Genomic DNA, 13,862 nt, shown 5'->3' on the forward strand with positions numbered 1-13,862 from the left:
TACCTAGGATGCCTAATGAGCAAGAAGACCACGAGTTCCGATGCAAGCCCCCATTCGCGTTCGCGCCGCAAGCTGATCGGCGCGGCCGGCATGATCGCCGGCGCCGGCGCGGCCGCCGCGGCCACCACCGCCGCCTCGATCGGCGGTTCGATGTACCAGAACGAACCCATCGGCGGCGCCCCGGCGCCGCGTCGCGATGGCGCGTTTGCGTCCACCGCGCTGGTCGGTACCGACCCGGGCCGGATCAACGTCAAGGACTACGGCGCGGTCGGCAACGGCAGCACCGACGACACCGCCGCGATCGAACGCGCGCGCGATGCGGTGTTCGCATCCAGGAACGGCAACGGCTGGCTGACCCATCATCTTTATTTCCCGGCCGGCATCTACCGAGTGACCAAGGCCGACGTGCTGCTGCCCAAGGGCCCGGACACCGCCAAGACCAAGATCAACGGCTATGTCATCGAAGGCCAGGGCAAGCGCAGCTCGGAGATTCTGTTCGATGCCGCGCCGACCGGCGGCGACGCGTTCGCCAACAACCTGCTGACCGCCTACGGCCGCCTGCGCCAGTTGCGCGTGCGCGAGATCAGCTTCCGCGCCGCGCGTCCGGGGCTCAACTGGATCTATTGCTGGGCTTCGGTGGCCGGCGGAACCAACCAGGACTTCGCCTTCGACGACGTCGAATGGCGCGGCCCCTGGAACCGGGTCATCGGCCTGGACGGCCCGGCCGATTCCAATCTCAATTCCGAGTGGGCCTTCAATCGCTGCCACCTGGCCAACGATGTCGTGTTGGGCGACGCCTTCCTGCATTCGGGCATGACGCCGACCCACAGCCAGCAGGACCAGTTCCTGAATTTCTGGTTCCGCGACTGCAAGTTCGAGTACCAGAGCGGCACCTTGCTGCGCTTCGCGCGTGGCGGCTACATCAACGTCTACGGCGGCTCCTGGATCCAGTGCAACGAGACCCAGGACATCCCGTCGGTGTTCTTCGACCTGCCGCCGGGCCCGCACAACAACACGGTCAAGACGCTGATCGTGATGGGCGTGCGCTTCGAATTGCGCCATGCCAAGAGCAAGCTGATGAATTGCGGATGGGATGCGGCGAACGCGAACCTGACCTTCATCTCTTGCACCGATGCGGCGCGCTCGTTCCAGAGCCACATCGGCCCGCCGTCGATCCCGGTCACTTATCGGCCGCGCGGCGGCGACATGCCCTACGTGAAATGGCAGTCGTGCCAGCTCATGGGACGCCATGAGTCTTTCGCCACGGTCAATCGCGAACGGCTGGTCTTCGAACAGTGCCACACCTTCAACTATCCGATGGCGCAGTTCCTGGTGCAGAAGTAAGCGACGCGGCGCGGGGCGGATTCGCCCCGCGCCGGTCTCGAAGCTGGCGGATGGGTCGTTCGCTGCGAGCCGAACCAGGTCCGCATCCGCCTACACGTAGCCCGTCGCCAATGCGCGCGCCCAATCGGACCGGCCGTTGCGCAAAGCCCGTTCGGCTTCCGCATCCCAGTCGTAGCCCACCGTGAGCAGCTGCGCGCTCCATTCGTCGTTGGCTCGCTCGACGATGGCATAGCGCGCCTGCGGCGAACCGGTCTCGACCCGGTGCGGATGCGGATGCTCGCCGGCGTAAGCCTGCAAACCGACGCTGCCGGGATTGACGATCAGACGGCCGTCGGCCAAGCGCAGGCTGCGCGGCACGTGGGTGTGTCCGCACAGGATCACCCGCGCATCAGTGTCGCCGGCACGCTGCGCCGCTTCGTCGTGATGAGCCGGGCGCATGCCGTGCTCGTCGACGGTCTCGATGAAACACTCCAGGTCGCTGCGCGGCGTGCCGTGGACCAGCAGCACCTCCTCGTTCAGACGCCAGGTCGGCGGCAGGCTGCGCAGCCACTCGCGCTGGTCGGGGCGGATCTCGGCGACGGCATGGCGGTCGGACGCGCCCATGCGTTCGGGCGGATCGGTCAGCACCTGGCGCTCGTGGTTGCCGGCGATGGTCGGCCAGCGCAGCGCGATCAGGCGGTCGGCGGTTTCGCACGGCCGCAGCGGGCCGGACAACAGGTCGCCGAGATTGACCGCGAGATCGACGCCGCGCCGCTCGATATCGGCCAGGACCGCATCGAGCGCCCCCAGGTTGCCATGGACATCGGAAATGACGGCTATGCGCATCGGTCGATTCTAGCGCCGGGGCTGCCCGGCCTACGCGGAGCCGCGGACCAGGCGCCATGCGGCTCTCCAGGCCGATGTATGGGCGTGCGGCGGCCAAGATTGCGCCGCGATGGCGGCTTCAGGCAGAATACTGGGCTCTCCGGTCGACAACCGGGCCGCCCACCGGCGACCACAGCTGTCCATCGGAGCCGCGAAAGCGCTGCGGCGCCTTCGTTCTCTATGGTGGCCCCGTTGGCGCCTCCGCGACGATAAGTTGAAAATCCCGCCAGGGCCGGAAGGCAGCAACGGTATCGACCGATTCGGGCGCCGGAGTCACGCTTGCGGGGCCGCCGCCTTTTCGGGCCCCGGGATTACCCCGAACGAGGCCGTCCGACGGGTCGGCTCAATCGCCCGGCAGCGACACGGCCAGCGCATCGGGCTCGCGCCCGGTCTTCCAGTAGGCGATCGGCTTCCAGGTCTTGCGATCGATCACCGCGACCTCGTCGCCGCCGCTGATCGCGACATACACCCGCGACCGCTTCGGGTCGGCTACCACGCCGATCGGCAAGGCGGCGCGACCGAGCAAGGTGTCGCGATACTCGGCACCTTCGCGCGACAGCGCGATCGTCGCCAGCGCTTTCTTGCGCCGCGCATCGAACACCGACACCGTCGCCGCGCGTGCGTTGCTGACCAGGGCGTAGCGGCCGTCGGCGGTGAAGGCGACGCGAATCGGAAAGCCCGGGCTCGGCAAGGTCTTGCGGATCGCGAGCGTGCGCGCGTCGTGCACGGTCACGGTGCCGGCCTCGCGGTTGCTGACCCAGACTTCGTCGCTGCCGGGGCGTACCGCGATGCCTTCGGCGCCCTTGCCCGCCTCGACTTCAGCGCTCTTGATATTGCCGTTCAAATCGACGCGACTGACCGTGCCCCGGTCGATCTTGCTGACGTAGGCGGCCTTGCCGTCGGCGGATACCGCGACCATGTGGCCGCGCCCCTCGCCCATCGCGATCTCGGCGACGATCTGGCCGCCGCCCAGATCGATGCGCAGCAGATGACCCGAGGCTTCGGTCGTCGCCAAGGCTTCGCGATCGCCGGGCAGGAAACGCAAGCCATGCGGGCGGCCGTGGCGGCCAAGGTCGATGATGCGCGGCGGCTTGCCGCTTCGCAGGTCGAGCACGCTCAAGGTATGGCCCGGGGTTTCCCGGCTGCCGTAGTTCGCCACCAGCGCGGTGGCGCCATCGTGGCTGACCGCGATCTCGTGCGGGGCCTGCCCGGTGGCGAATTCGCCGAGCTTGCGGCCATCGTCGAGCGACAGACGCCAGACGGTGTCGGCAGATTTGTTGCCGACCAACAGCTCGCCCGAAAACGCCGGCATGGCGGCGGCGAGCAGGAGGATCAGGCACAGCGAGCGATATCGCATCGTCCTAGGCTCCGGAAACAGCAGGCTCTATCGGCTGCCGAGATCACTAAAAGGAGGTCTGTCCGGGTAGTTCCAACGCCAAACCAGCCAGAACACGATTCCCGACAACAACCCCAATGGGCAATCCACCAGCAAGTCCCTCGGCACCGGTGGAGCGGGCAATCTGATGACGATCGCCGCGATAGCGCCGACACAGGCTCCCGATCCCATCGCAGTCCACACGTTGACCAGATTGAAACGGTCGAACAGCACCACCATCGGAACCCCGAATACCAACGCGATGGGCAAGACGAACATGTAAGCCAGCGGGATGAATAAGATGTTCGTCATCGACAGTGAAGTGCCGTCGATCAGTGTCGAAGGCAGATTCAGGCCGATCGCAGGCACAAGCGCAGCGGCCGCCATCCCGACGAGGATGACGAGCGTCTTGTGCAAGGATTGCTCCGTCCTCTGCATGGTTCGGTCCCTAAGCCGCCGGCGACTCCGGATGCAACCAATCCGCATCCCCATCCGCATACCGCTCATGTTTCCAGATCGGCACCCGCGACTTGGTCTCGTCGATGATGTAGCGGCAGGCGGCGAACGCGGCTTCGCGATGGGCGGCGCTGACCCCGACCCAGACCGCGAGCTCGCCGATCGCCAGGTCGCCGACGCGGTGCACGCAGCGCGCATCGACGATGGCGAAACGCTCGACGGCTTCTTCCAGCACGCGCTCGCCTTCGGCCAGGGCGAGTGCGGCATAGCTTTCGTAACGCAGGCCGGCGACCGCGCGGCCGCCGTGGTGGTCGCGCACCCAACCCTCGAAGCTGGCGAAGGCGCCGGCGCGATCGCTGAGCAATTGCGCGCGCAAGGGTGCGATCTCGAAGGAATGCTCGGACAAGGCGAATCGTGCCATCTCAGCCTCCCGAGACCGGTGGAATGAAGGCGACTTCGCTGCCGGCGCGCGGCGCTTCGTCCCAGCGCGCGAAGGCGCCGTCGACGGCGACACGCAGGCGCTCGACCGGCAAGGCGAACCCATGGCGCTGGCGCAGCGAGTCGTACAGCGCGCGCAGATCGGCCGCGTCGGCCTCGACCGATTCGCTGGCGACGCCGGCGGCATCGCGCAGGCTGGCGAAATACAGCACGGTGAGGCGGCTCATCGCTCGTCCCCCGCCCTGCGCTTCGGCTTCGCGGCGAAGTCGCGTTTGCCGCCGCGCTTGCCGGTCAACTTGGCCGGCCCGAGCACGATGCCGTGCGACAAGGCCTTGCACATGTCGTAGACGGTCAGCGCCGCGACCGTCGCGCCGGTCAGCGCTTCCATCTCCACGCCGGTGCGGTGGGTGGTCTTGACCTCGCACTCGATCATCAGGCTATTGTCGCCGTCCCAATCGATACTGAAACGGCAGCCGTCGATCGGCAGCGGATGACAAAACGGGATCAGCTCATGGGTGCGCTTGACCGCCATCGTGCCGGCGATGATGGCGGTGTCGATCACCGCGCCCTTCTTGCTCTTGAGCCCGCTGGCGCGCAGTTGCAGCGCGACCGCGGCGGGAAAACGCACGCAGCATTGCGCGACCGCCTCGCGGGCGGTCACCGACTTGTCCGACACATCGACCATGGCCGGGCGGCCGTCGCGGTCGATATGGGTAAGGGAAGGTTTGGATTTCAAATCGCCAGACTCCATCGCAGTGCGTGCCCGGGGTCGGACGGGCCGAACAGGAAATGCAGGACGCGCCGCCGCCCCTGCGGCCGGCTGGCCTTGGAAGAAGCATGCAACAGCAACGGTCGCATGATAAGCAGATCGCCCGGCCGTGCGGTGCATTGTGTCTCGCCGCGCTCCTCGCGCAGAGCGCTGGCCCTTTGCGCGCTGAGCTTTCCAACCAGATGCGAGCCCGGCACCACGCGCAACGGCCCATCGGAATCGCTACACGGATCCAGGTGGATGCGCACGACGGTCAGCCGCTCCAGGAGCGCCGTCGGCGGCTGGACGAAATGCGAGCCCTCCTTGTGCGACCAGCCGGAGAGCGCCTCATTCGCGACCTTCTCGGCGACCGGGATCGACAAGTCCTGATGCAGGGCGACTTTCCAGTTACGCGACTGGCTTTTGCGGAATAAGGTGCATTGCACGGCGAGCGCATCCTCGGCCAACACACCCAGGTCGCGAAGCCGCAGGCGCAACGGCGCCACCAGCGCCCGGCACCACGCGTGTTGAAGCAGATTGCGGGTGCCCGCATCGTCGCCATCGCAGGCGTCGACATGAGCCGCCATGGCAGCGACGTCCACCGCACCGAGCACACCGGGCAAACGAAGAAAGCCTTGCGCCTCAAGCGATCCGGAGAGCATGCAATCGGAAGCCGCAACGGGGAACGACTGGATCGCACTGCAGGCTAACGACGACATCGCAGCCTCAACCGCCGATCAAAAACATCTCGACGTGGCGCTTGGAGCGCGGGGCGTCGAGGGCGCGCAGTTCGCTGTAGCGGTCGCCGCGGCGCGACCACAGCCCGGCCAGGCGTTCGGCGAAGGCGGCTTCGCCCAATGCCAGCGACGGCCGCAGGTCGGTGCCTTCGGCGGCGAACAGACAGGTATACAGCCGGCCGTCGGCGGACACCCGCGAGCGATGGCAGTCGCCGCAGAACGGCGCGCTGATCGAGGACACGAAGCCGATCTCGCCCTGGCCGTCGGCGAAACCGTAGCGCGAAGCGACTTCGCCGCGGTAATTGGCGTCGAGCGCGCGCAGCGGCCAGCGCGCGTGGATGCGGTCGCGCAGGGCCTGCGAGCTCACCACGCCCTCGGCGCTCCAGTCGTTGCAATTGCCCACGTCCATATATTCGATGAAACGCAGCACATGGCCGCTGCCGCGGAAATGTTCGACCAAGGGCAACACTTGGTCTTCGTTGATGCCGCGCTGGACCACGCAGTTGATCTTGATGGAATCGAAGCCCACCGCGCGCGCCGCGGCGATGCCTTCGAGCACGTCGGCGATTTCGCCGCGGCCGCCGGACAGGCGCCGGAAACGCTCGGGGTCGAGTGCGTCCAGGCTCACCGTGAGGCGGCGCAGGCCGGCCTCGCGCAGCGCCTGCGCATGACGCGCGAGCAGCGAACCGTTGGTGGTCAGCGCCAGGTCGTCGATGCCTTCGATGCGCGCCAGGCGCGCGACCAGTTCGGGCAGGCGCTTGCGCAGCAGAGGCTCGCCGCCGGTCAGGCGCAGTTTGCTGACGCCCACACGGACGAAACCGCGCACCAGGGTTTCGATCTCGTCGAAGCTCAGGCGCGAGGCCGCATCCAGCCCGTAGTCGTCCGGCACGCGCTCGGCCGGCATGCAATAGGGACAACGGAAGTTGCAGGCTTCGATCACCGACAGGCGCAGGTCGCGCAGCGGCCGGCCGTGGAGATCCAACGGCATCGGCAGCGGCGGCAGACCGGGGGCGGCACTCACGAAGGCGGCATTCACTAGGACGGCAGTTGCGTAACGGTGGGCTCGGCCAGCTCGATCGCCTCGCCCGGCCTACCGACACGATACCCCCGCGCCGCCAATACGTCGCCCTCTTCGCGGCTGCCATAGTGATAAAGCAGGCAGCGATTCAGCAGTTCGCGCGAGTACTCGCGCTCCAGGTCCTCGATGCCGCTGTGCGAGGGGTTGCCGTGCAGGGCGCAGTCGTGGGCGATCAGCTCGCCGGCATCGGCGTACTTGGCCAGGACCTCGGGGATCGGGCGGGTGTCGCCGGTCCAGATGGCGCTGCCGCGCAGACGCAGGCCGAAGGCGCTGTCGGGCCAGTGGTGGCGGGTTGCGAACACCTCCAGGCGCAGGCCGCCGTGCCAGAAATGGCCGCTGACCGGCACCAGCTGGAAGGCGTCCCAGAAATTCACCCCGCCCTCGGCCAGCACGTTCGGGTAGTCGGCCACCCGCTGGTGCAGCAGCGGCACCACCGTCGCCGGCACGTACAGCCGCACCTTGCCGCGCCGCTGCGGGTCGAAATAGTGGGCCACGAACAGGCGCTCGAACCCGGCGATGTGGTCCAGGTGGGTATGGGTGACGAACAAGGCCTCGGGCATCCGGCCGTAATGGGCCAGGAACGCGGTCAGGCCCTCGCCGCCGCAATCAATGGTGAGCCAGGGCTCGCCGTCGCGCTCCAGCGTGGCCATCGCCGACCCCAGCTCGACCGCCGACGCATTGCCGACGCCGTGCAAACGCAACCGCCAAGTCATGCCCGTCCCCTCGATTCGCTGACCACGTCTTTAGTAACCACGTTCCCAGGCGCGGTCATAGGCCGTGCGCAGTCGGGCGAAATCGCGTTCGACCTCGGCCTCGCCGCGGTCGCCGCGCAATTTCAACAGTGAACGCTTCAGCCGGGCCAGGTTGCGCTCGCGCCAGGGGGTCGCCGGAATCCGGATCTGGCCGCGGTCCAGGTCGATCACCCAGCCGTGCCCGCCGCTGTCGAACAGCAGGTTGGTGGCGTTGAGGTCGGCGTGATCGAGGCCGACCCGGTGACAGCGCGCGATCAGCCGCCCGGCTTCTTCCCAGGGCGCGCCGTCGCCGGCCACGGCGGCGCGGTCGGCCAGCGAGCGCACGTCGCCGAGGCGCTGAAGCAGGATCGCGGCGTAGTAATACCAACCGTCGCGGCGATACCAGGCGGCGACCGGCTTCGGCACCGGCAGACCCTTGCCGGCCAGTTCGCGCAGCAGGCGGAACTCGGCGAAGCTGCGGGTCTGGTTGGCGCCGCTCCACCAATAGCGGTCGCGGTTGAAGCGTGCGACCAGGCCGCCGCGCAGGTAACGGCGCAGCACCACCCGGCCGAACGGCGCGTCGACGAACCAGGCGCCGCCACGGCCGCCGCTGTCGACCGGACGCGCATTGCCGCCCCAGTGCGCCGGCGAGAACCATTCCGGCGCGGCTTGCTGGACCTGCGCGCGGTCGAACAGAATCGCACCGTAACCGCTATCGTCGCGGTACGGCGTCAGTCCCTCGGCGGCGTCATAACCCGTCATCCGACCGAGTCTAACAAGTCACGTGACCACATCGCCTCTCAGTTCCCATCCCTCGATCTGCCTGCTGCGCCTGTCCGCGCTCGGCGATGTGACCCACGTCGTACCGTTGGTGCGCACTTTGCGCGCGGCGCGGCCGCAGGCCTCGATCGCCTGGATCATCGGCAAGGGCGAGCGGCGCCTGCTCGAAGGCCTGGAAGGCGTCGAATTCCTCGAGTACGACAAGAAAAGCGGCTTCGCCGGCATGCGCGCCCTGCGCCGCAGCCTGCGCGAACGCCCCCTGCCGGGCGGCCGCTTCGACGTGCTGCTGCAGATGCAGGTCGCAGCGCGCGCCAACCTGCTGTCGGCCTTCCTGCCGGCGCGGCGCCGGGTCGGCTACGACCGCTCGCGTTCGAAGGACCTGCACGGGCTTTTCATCAACGAGCGCATCCCCGACCGCCCGGGCATCCACGTGCTCGACGCGATCGGCAGCTTCTGCGAACCGCTCGGCCTGCGCCAGACCGAAGTGCGCTGGGACTTGCCGGTGCCCGAGGACGCGCGCGAATGGGCGCGCGCGCAATGGCCGCAGGACGAGGCACCGACCTTGCTGATCTCGCCGTGTTCGAGCCACACCGTGCGCAACTGGCGCAACGACCGCTACGCCGCGGTCGCCGACCATGCCGCCGAACGCGGCTGGCGGGTAGTGCTGTGCGGCGGCCGCAGCGAACTCGAACGCAACACCGCCGACGCGATCCTCGCGGCGATGCGCCACCCGGCGCTGGACCTGGTCGGCAAGGACACCTTGAAGCAACTGCCGGCGCTGCTCGAACGCGGACAGCTGTTGATGACACCCGACTCCGGCCCGATGCACATCGCCAACGCCATGGGCACCAAGGTGCTCGGCCTGCACGCGGCCAGCAACCCCGCGCGCAGCGGCCCCTACAGCGACCGCCGCTACTGCGCCGACCGCTACGACGACGCCGCGCGCAAGTATCTCGGCAAGCCCGCGGCCGAGATCGCCTGGGGCACCAAGATCGAACACGAAGGCGTGATGGATTTGATCTCGGTCGAGGACGGCGTCGCCGCGTTCGAGCGCTACCTCGCCGATCATCCGACGCGCTAAGGCGCGCCGTTCTCGATCTGCAGCCGTCGCCAGATCGACAGCTGGGTGCGCTGGCGGCGGCGCTCGCGATAGACCGCGGCGATCAACGCCAGCGCGATCACCAACGCGGCGACCGCGATCTGGCCGGCGCTCCAGTCGCGCCAGCCGCCGGTCAGCGCTTCCACGGCGACGAACACCAGGCAAGCCGCGGCGGCGTTGCAGGACAGGCTGCACAACACCTTCATGCGGTTGAGGGCGTTGCGCGAAGACGGGTCGGCCGCCTCCAGGTACTCACGCATGCGCCGGTCGACGTCGTGGAAGACCGAGGTCGACATGTGTGCGGCATCGGGCAGCACCAACCCTTCGCTGCGCGCCAGCCGCTCCGACAGAAAGGCGATGGCCGGCGCCCAGGCCTGGCGCAAGCGCGGCCAGACGATGCCCTGGGCGACGCCGTAGACCAGCCGGCCGATCGGGCTCAGGGCCAAGCCCAGCGCATAGGCGCCGGCGAACCAGGTCGGCAGGGTCAGCTCCGGGGCCTGCTCGCGCAGCAGGTGCAGGCCGGCCGGGTGGCGCAGGGCCACTGCAGTCAGCAACAGCCCGCCCGGACACAGCCAGGCGAGCAGATCGTCGTACAGCCAGGCGCCCGCGGCGCGCGGCTTGGGTTCGGCCACCGGCACCGCCGCGGCCGCCCGCTCAGCCGACCAGGCCGGGGCCGTAGTCCTGGTAGGACTTCTCTTCGACGTAGGTCGAACCCAGGGCCAGGTTGATGTCCTTCTTGACCCGCGCCCGCACGTCGTTCTCGATGTAGACCGAGCGCGCCAGGCGGATGAACTCGGCATCGAATTCCTGGCGCTTTTCCTTGATGCGGATGTCGTCCTCGATCACCCACAGGCGCTCGTTGACGGCCTTGAGCTCGGCGCGCAGGCGGACGATGTCGCCGCCGGCGGCGGGGTGGGCCATCCAGGTCTGCTCGAGCGCGCTGAGCTCGTTGCGGACGTTGGCCAGCTTGGCCTCGTCGGTCATGCGCTCGGACTTGATCTGCAGGATCGCGATCTTGTCGAGCAATTCGCCAAAGGACACCGGGACCAGGATTTCGGACATGTCGCGCAGCCGTTTCGTTGCGAAAGAAGGCCGCTAGTGTAGCCCCGCCCTCCCCGGCCCCGGGAGGCGTCGACGCGGCGATCACGACAAGCCTTGTCGGCGGATGCTTCAGCCCGTATCATTCTCGGCTCACTGCACCCGGAGAGGTGGCAGAGTGGTTGAATGTACCTGACTCGAAATCAGGCGTACGTTTATAGCGTACCGGGGGTTCGAATCCCCCCCTCTCCGCCAGATACAGACAGAACGGGCTCTTCGGGGCCCGTTTTGTTTTTGGGCCCCGGCCCGGCCGTTGCGGCGATGCCCGCGGGGCCCGGCGCGAGATTGGTCCGATCGAAACCGAAAGTTGCGCTCCGCCCCGCTTCGCATAACCGGTCATCGGCACGGCCGCCATCGTCAGCGACTCAGGGCGAAGGTTTTCACAACGGTCGCGTTCGCTCGTCCAGTGTGTGAAGCCGGTGCTTCATGAGCCGTTTGGCCGACGTGGGCCACGCTCCAGCTTGCTTCGTCCCACTCGCGCAGGAGCCACCGTCGATGCCTTGCGCCACCACCGTCTCTACCGATCCGATCCACACGCGGCCTTCATCCATGCTCGGGCATGAAAGCCGAACACGGATCACGCTTTCTTGCTACGCGGCCGCTTGATCGCGATGATTGCGTTTTCAGCATTGGCAAACCCGACAACTGCGAGCGGCACGACCGACAGATGATCGAATTCGGACACCTCACGCATGTCGGCCTGCGCCGCGAACTCAACGAAGACACCTATTACGGTGACAGCGAACTCGGCCTATGGCTGGTTGCCGACGGCATGGGCGGGCACGAGTACGGCGAGGTCGCCAGCGCGCTGGCGCGCGAGGCCATCGTCCGCGAGGTCCGCAACGGCGCCCCGCTGGCGCAGGCCATCCGCATCGCCGACGAAGAGATCATCCGCACCTCGCGCCGGCGCAACGACGCCCTGCCGATGGGCACGACCGTGGTCGCGGCCCGCATCAACGGCAACCGCTTCGAAGTGGCCTGGGTCGGCGACAGCCGGGTCTACCTGTGGCGCGACGGCCATCTGGCCCAGTTGTCGCAGGACCACAGCTACGTCCAGGAGCTGATCGCCAACGGCGCGATCACCCACGAACAGGCACGCAGCCACCCGCACCGCAACGTCGTGACCCAGGCCTTGGGCGTGACCGACCCGCGCAATCTCAACGTCGAGACCATGAACGGCGAACTGCGCCCGGGCATGCAGTTGCTGCTGTGCAGCGACGGCCTGACCGAAGAGGTCGACGACCGCAGCATCGCCCGGGTGCTCGCACACAACGATTGCAGCGCGCAGGAATGCGTGGACTCGCTGGTCGCCGCGGCGCTCGACGGCGGCGGCTCGGACAACGTCACCGTGGTGCTGGTGCGCAGCCACTGAGGGCGTCGCGGCCTGGGGCCGCGCCGACCCTACGCAAGGTCAAAATTTTCCAATTAATTCCAAACCTGCGATTCGCACTGCCTGGCTTGCGCGGCAGGAGTCGCTCTCGTTCGTCATCCAGGAATGCCGCGCTATCGCCCCGTCGCTCCCGCGCAGGCGGGAACCCAGGGCTCTATCGCGACGCGACTCCGAAGGCACCCGGCCAGGGTTGCACAGCGCCCCATCACCGCGTCTGCGCGCATGACGCCCTGCTGGTTGTACAAGCAAGGCATCCCGAACGCTTTGCAGCCAAAACGCTGAAGTCTCTGAATCCCGGTCTTCGCGGGGATGACGGCCGGATAGTTACGCCACTGCGGATCGCAGGTCGCTGGCGATGCCCGATGGGCATCGCGCTGCTTGCGATCAGGCCTCGACGGCTTGCGCGACCTCGACCGGCGGCATCGCCAAGTCCCAGATGCATTTGCCGGCTTTCTTGCGCAGCTTTTCCAGGCGCGCTTCGTGGGCGGCGAGTTCGGCCGGCAACACGATCACGCGCGGGCGCGGGGCGCTGACGTCGATCTGGAAGCTGGCTTGTTCGAGCCTGGCCGCGGCCGCGCCGGGGTCGCCGAAACCGATCTCTTCCTGGCCCGAGGTCAGGCCGATGTAGACCTCGCCCAGCAACTGGGCGTCGAGCAAGGCGCCGTGCAACTGGCGGTGCGAGTTGTCGACGCCGAGGCGTTTGCACAAGGCGTCGAGCGAGTTGCGCTGGCCGGGGAAACGCTGGCGCGCGAGCAGCAACGAGTCTTCGATGGTGACGCGGTCGCGCAACTTGCCGTACTGCGGCCCGCAACGCGACAGTTCGTTGTCGAGGAAGCCGACGTCGAACGCGGCGTTGTGGATGATCACTTCGGCGCCTTCGATGAAGGCGAGGAACTCGTCGACGATCTGTTCGAACGGCGGCTTGTCGGCCAGGATCTCCAGGCTCAGGCCGGTGACTTCCTGGGCGCCGGCCTCGAAGTCGCAATCGGGCTTGATGTACTGATGATAGGTGCGGCCGGTCGGGCGGCGTTCGACGAATTCGACGCAGCCGATTTCGACCACGCGGTTGCCGCGTTCCCAGCTCAGGCCGGTGGTTTCGGTATCTAGGATGATTTGACGCATGGCGGGATTCTAGCGGGGAGCGAGTCTGGAGGCGTGAGAAATGAGAAAGAGCGAGGCAAAGCCGGCTTTCGCTCGGGCTCACTCCTCACTCCTATCCACTCACTCCTGTCTTCAGGGCCGATACGCCCGCAGCCGCTCCGCCTGCACCCGCGCCAGCACGTCGACGCGCTCGTTGTCGGGGTTGCCGGAGTGGCCCTTGACCCATTTCCACTCGATCGCATGGCGCCGGCTCGCGACGTGCAGGCGCTCCCACAGGTCGCGGTTCTTGACCGCATCGCCGCCGGCAGTCTTCCAACCGCGCCGGACCCAGTTGCCGATCCATTCGGTGATGCCCTTGCGCACGTACTGCGAGTCGGTGGTCAGCACCACCTTGCACGGCTCGCTCAGCGCTTCCAGGCCCATGATCGCGCCCATCAGCTCCATGCGGTTGTTGGTGGTGTCGGGCTCGCCGCCGGCGAGTTCGCGCTCGCGCCCCTTGTAGCGCAGCAGTGCCGCCCAGCCGCCCGGGCCGGGATTGCCGAGGCAAGCGCCGTCGGTGTGGATTTCTACGATCTTTTCGGCGTCTTGACTGGATTCGCTCACGCAACGGCTTCTCTATACGA

General features: G+C 67.6%; 17 protein-coding genes, 1 tRNA gene and 1 other RNA gene. 5 read left to right on the forward strand and 14 right to left on the reverse strand.

Annotated features, from left to right (window positions below):
* Window positions 1-15: 15 nt before the first annotated feature.
* Complete coding sequence (locus tag ACKN61_RS16680; protein WP_408950469.1) at window positions 16-1,344, forward strand: glycosyl hydrolase family 28-related protein; 1,329 nt, start codon at window positions 16-18, stop codon at window positions 1,342-1,344.
* Between the two features lie 90 nt (window positions 1,345-1,434).
* Here the strand turns inward: ACKN61_RS16680 and ACKN61_RS16685 are convergent, their stop codons facing one another.
* Window positions 1,435-2,169, reverse strand: a complete 735-nt coding sequence (locus tag ACKN61_RS16685) for a metallophosphoesterase family protein (protein ID WP_408950470.1) — start codon at window positions 2,167-2,169, stop codon at window positions 1,435-1,437.
* A 229-nt stretch (window positions 2,170-2,398) separates the two neighbouring features.
* On the opposite strand from ACKN61_RS16685, the gene ffs reads away from it, so the two are divergent.
* Window positions 2,399-2,495, forward strand: an RNA gene (gene ffs / locus ACKN61_RS16690) — signal recognition particle sRNA small type.
* A 56-nt stretch (window positions 2,496-2,551) separates the two neighbouring features.
* On the opposite strand, the gene ACKN61_RS16695 is transcribed toward ffs, so the two are convergent.
* From ACKN61_RS16695 to ACKN61_RS16735, 9 genes are read right to left on the reverse strand one after another with little or no spacing between them, the layout of a single operon-like run.
* Window positions 2,552-3,565 (reverse strand): YncE family protein, encoded by a 1,014-nt coding sequence (locus tag ACKN61_RS16695; protein WP_408950471.1) that lies wholly within the window; start codon window positions 3,563-3,565, stop codon window positions 2,552-2,554.
* A 27-nt stretch (window positions 3,566-3,592) separates the two neighbouring features.
* A complete protein-coding gene (locus ACKN61_RS16700) occupies window positions 3,593-4,000 on the reverse strand; it encodes a hypothetical protein (protein ID WP_408950472.1) in 408 nt (135 codons plus the stop codon).
* 31 nt (window positions 4,001-4,031) lie between these two features.
* Window positions 4,032-4,460, reverse strand: a complete 429-nt coding sequence (locus ACKN61_RS16705) for a molybdenum cofactor biosynthesis protein MoaE (protein ID WP_408950473.1) — start codon at window positions 4,458-4,460, stop codon at window positions 4,032-4,034.
* A gap of 1 nt (window position 4,461) precedes the next feature.
* Window positions 4,462-4,704 carry a molybdopterin converting factor subunit 1 gene (gene moaD / locus ACKN61_RS16710; protein ID WP_031373540.1) on the reverse strand — a complete coding sequence of 81 codons (243 nt, stop codon included), beginning with the start codon at window positions 4,702-4,704 and terminating at the stop codon, window positions 4,462-4,464.
* Entirely contained in the window at window positions 4,701-5,228 is a 528-nt protein-coding gene (moaC, locus tag ACKN61_RS16715) for a cyclic pyranopterin monophosphate synthase MoaC (RefSeq protein WP_408950474.1), read from the reverse strand. Before moaC ends, moaD begins: the two co-directional genes overlap by 4 nt.
* Window positions 5,210-5,944 carry a phytanoyl-CoA dioxygenase family protein gene (locus tag ACKN61_RS16720; RefSeq protein WP_408950475.1) on the reverse strand — a complete coding sequence of 245 codons (735 nt, stop codon included), beginning with the start codon at window positions 5,942-5,944 and terminating at the stop codon, window positions 5,210-5,212. The genes moaC and ACKN61_RS16720 overlap by 19 nt, the downstream gene beginning before the upstream one ends.
* A 7-nt stretch (window positions 5,945-5,951) precedes the next feature.
* Complete coding sequence (gene moaA / locus ACKN61_RS16725) at window positions 5,952-6,950, reverse strand: GTP 3',8-cyclase MoaA (RefSeq protein WP_408953848.1); 999 nt, start codon at window positions 6,948-6,950, stop codon at window positions 5,952-5,954.
* A 47-nt stretch (window positions 6,951-6,997) separates the two neighbouring features.
* Complete coding sequence (locus ACKN61_RS16730; protein WP_031373544.1) at window positions 6,998-7,753, reverse strand: MBL fold metallo-hydrolase; 756 nt, start codon at window positions 7,751-7,753, stop codon at window positions 6,998-7,000.
* A gap of 30 nt (window positions 7,754-7,783) precedes the next feature.
* Window positions 7,784-8,533 (reverse strand): 3-deoxy-D-manno-octulosonic acid kinase, encoded by a 750-nt coding sequence (locus ACKN61_RS16735; protein WP_408950476.1) that lies wholly within the window; start codon window positions 8,531-8,533, stop codon window positions 7,784-7,786.
* A 22-nt stretch (window positions 8,534-8,555) separates the two neighbouring features.
* Here ACKN61_RS16735 and ACKN61_RS16740 point away from each other — a divergent pair, with 22 nt between their 5' ends.
* Window positions 8,556-9,632, forward strand: coding sequence for a glycosyltransferase family 9 protein (locus ACKN61_RS16740; RefSeq protein WP_408950477.1), 1,077 nt, complete (start codon window positions 8,556-8,558; stop codon window positions 9,630-9,632).
* On the opposite strand, the gene ACKN61_RS16745 is transcribed toward ACKN61_RS16740, so the two are convergent.
* The gene (locus ACKN61_RS16745; RefSeq protein ID WP_408950478.1) at window positions 9,629-10,282 is read right to left on the reverse strand and encodes a hypothetical protein; all 654 of its coding nucleotides are present in this window, start codon (window positions 10,280-10,282) and stop codon (window positions 9,629-9,631) included. The two genes, ACKN61_RS16740 and ACKN61_RS16745, sit on opposite strands and share 4 nt — an antisense overlap.
* A gap of 22 nt (window positions 10,283-10,304) precedes the next feature.
* Window positions 10,305-10,712, reverse strand: a complete 408-nt coding sequence (locus ACKN61_RS16750) for a DUF6165 family protein (protein ID WP_408950479.1) — start codon at window positions 10,710-10,712, stop codon at window positions 10,305-10,307.
* Window positions 10,713-10,852: 140 nt separating this feature from the next.
* On the opposite strand from ACKN61_RS16750, the gene ACKN61_RS16755 reads away from it, so the two are divergent.
* Together ACKN61_RS16755 and ACKN61_RS16760 are read left to right on the forward strand one after the other, a co-directional pair.
* Window positions 10,853-10,943: transfer RNA gene (locus ACKN61_RS16755), tRNA-Ser, on the forward strand.
* A gap of 472 nt (window positions 10,944-11,415) precedes the next feature.
* Entirely contained in the window at window positions 11,416-12,120 is a 705-nt protein-coding gene (locus ACKN61_RS16760) for a PP2C family serine/threonine-protein phosphatase (RefSeq protein WP_031373549.1), read from the forward strand.
* Between the two features lie 402 nt (window positions 12,121-12,522).
* On the opposite strand, the gene dnaQ is transcribed toward ACKN61_RS16760, so the two are convergent.
* Together dnaQ and rnhA are read right to left on the reverse strand one after the other, a co-directional pair.
* The gene (gene dnaQ, locus ACKN61_RS16765) at window positions 12,523-13,260 is read right to left on the reverse strand and encodes a DNA polymerase III subunit epsilon (protein ID WP_223621658.1); all 738 of its coding nucleotides are present in this window, start codon (window positions 13,258-13,260) and stop codon (window positions 12,523-12,525) included.
* A gap of 111 nt (window positions 13,261-13,371) precedes the next feature.
* Window positions 13,372-13,842 carry a ribonuclease HI gene (gene rnhA / locus ACKN61_RS16770; RefSeq protein ID WP_408950480.1) on the reverse strand — a complete coding sequence of 157 codons (471 nt, stop codon included), beginning with the start codon at window positions 13,840-13,842 and terminating at the stop codon, window positions 13,372-13,374.
* Window positions 13,843-13,862: the final 20 nt, after the last annotated feature.

It is taken from the genome of Lysobacter sp. Hz25 (assembly GCF_046097045.1).
Lineage (GTDB): Bacteria > Pseudomonadota > Gammaproteobacteria > Xanthomonadales > Xanthomonadaceae > Lysobacter > Lysobacter antibioticus_B.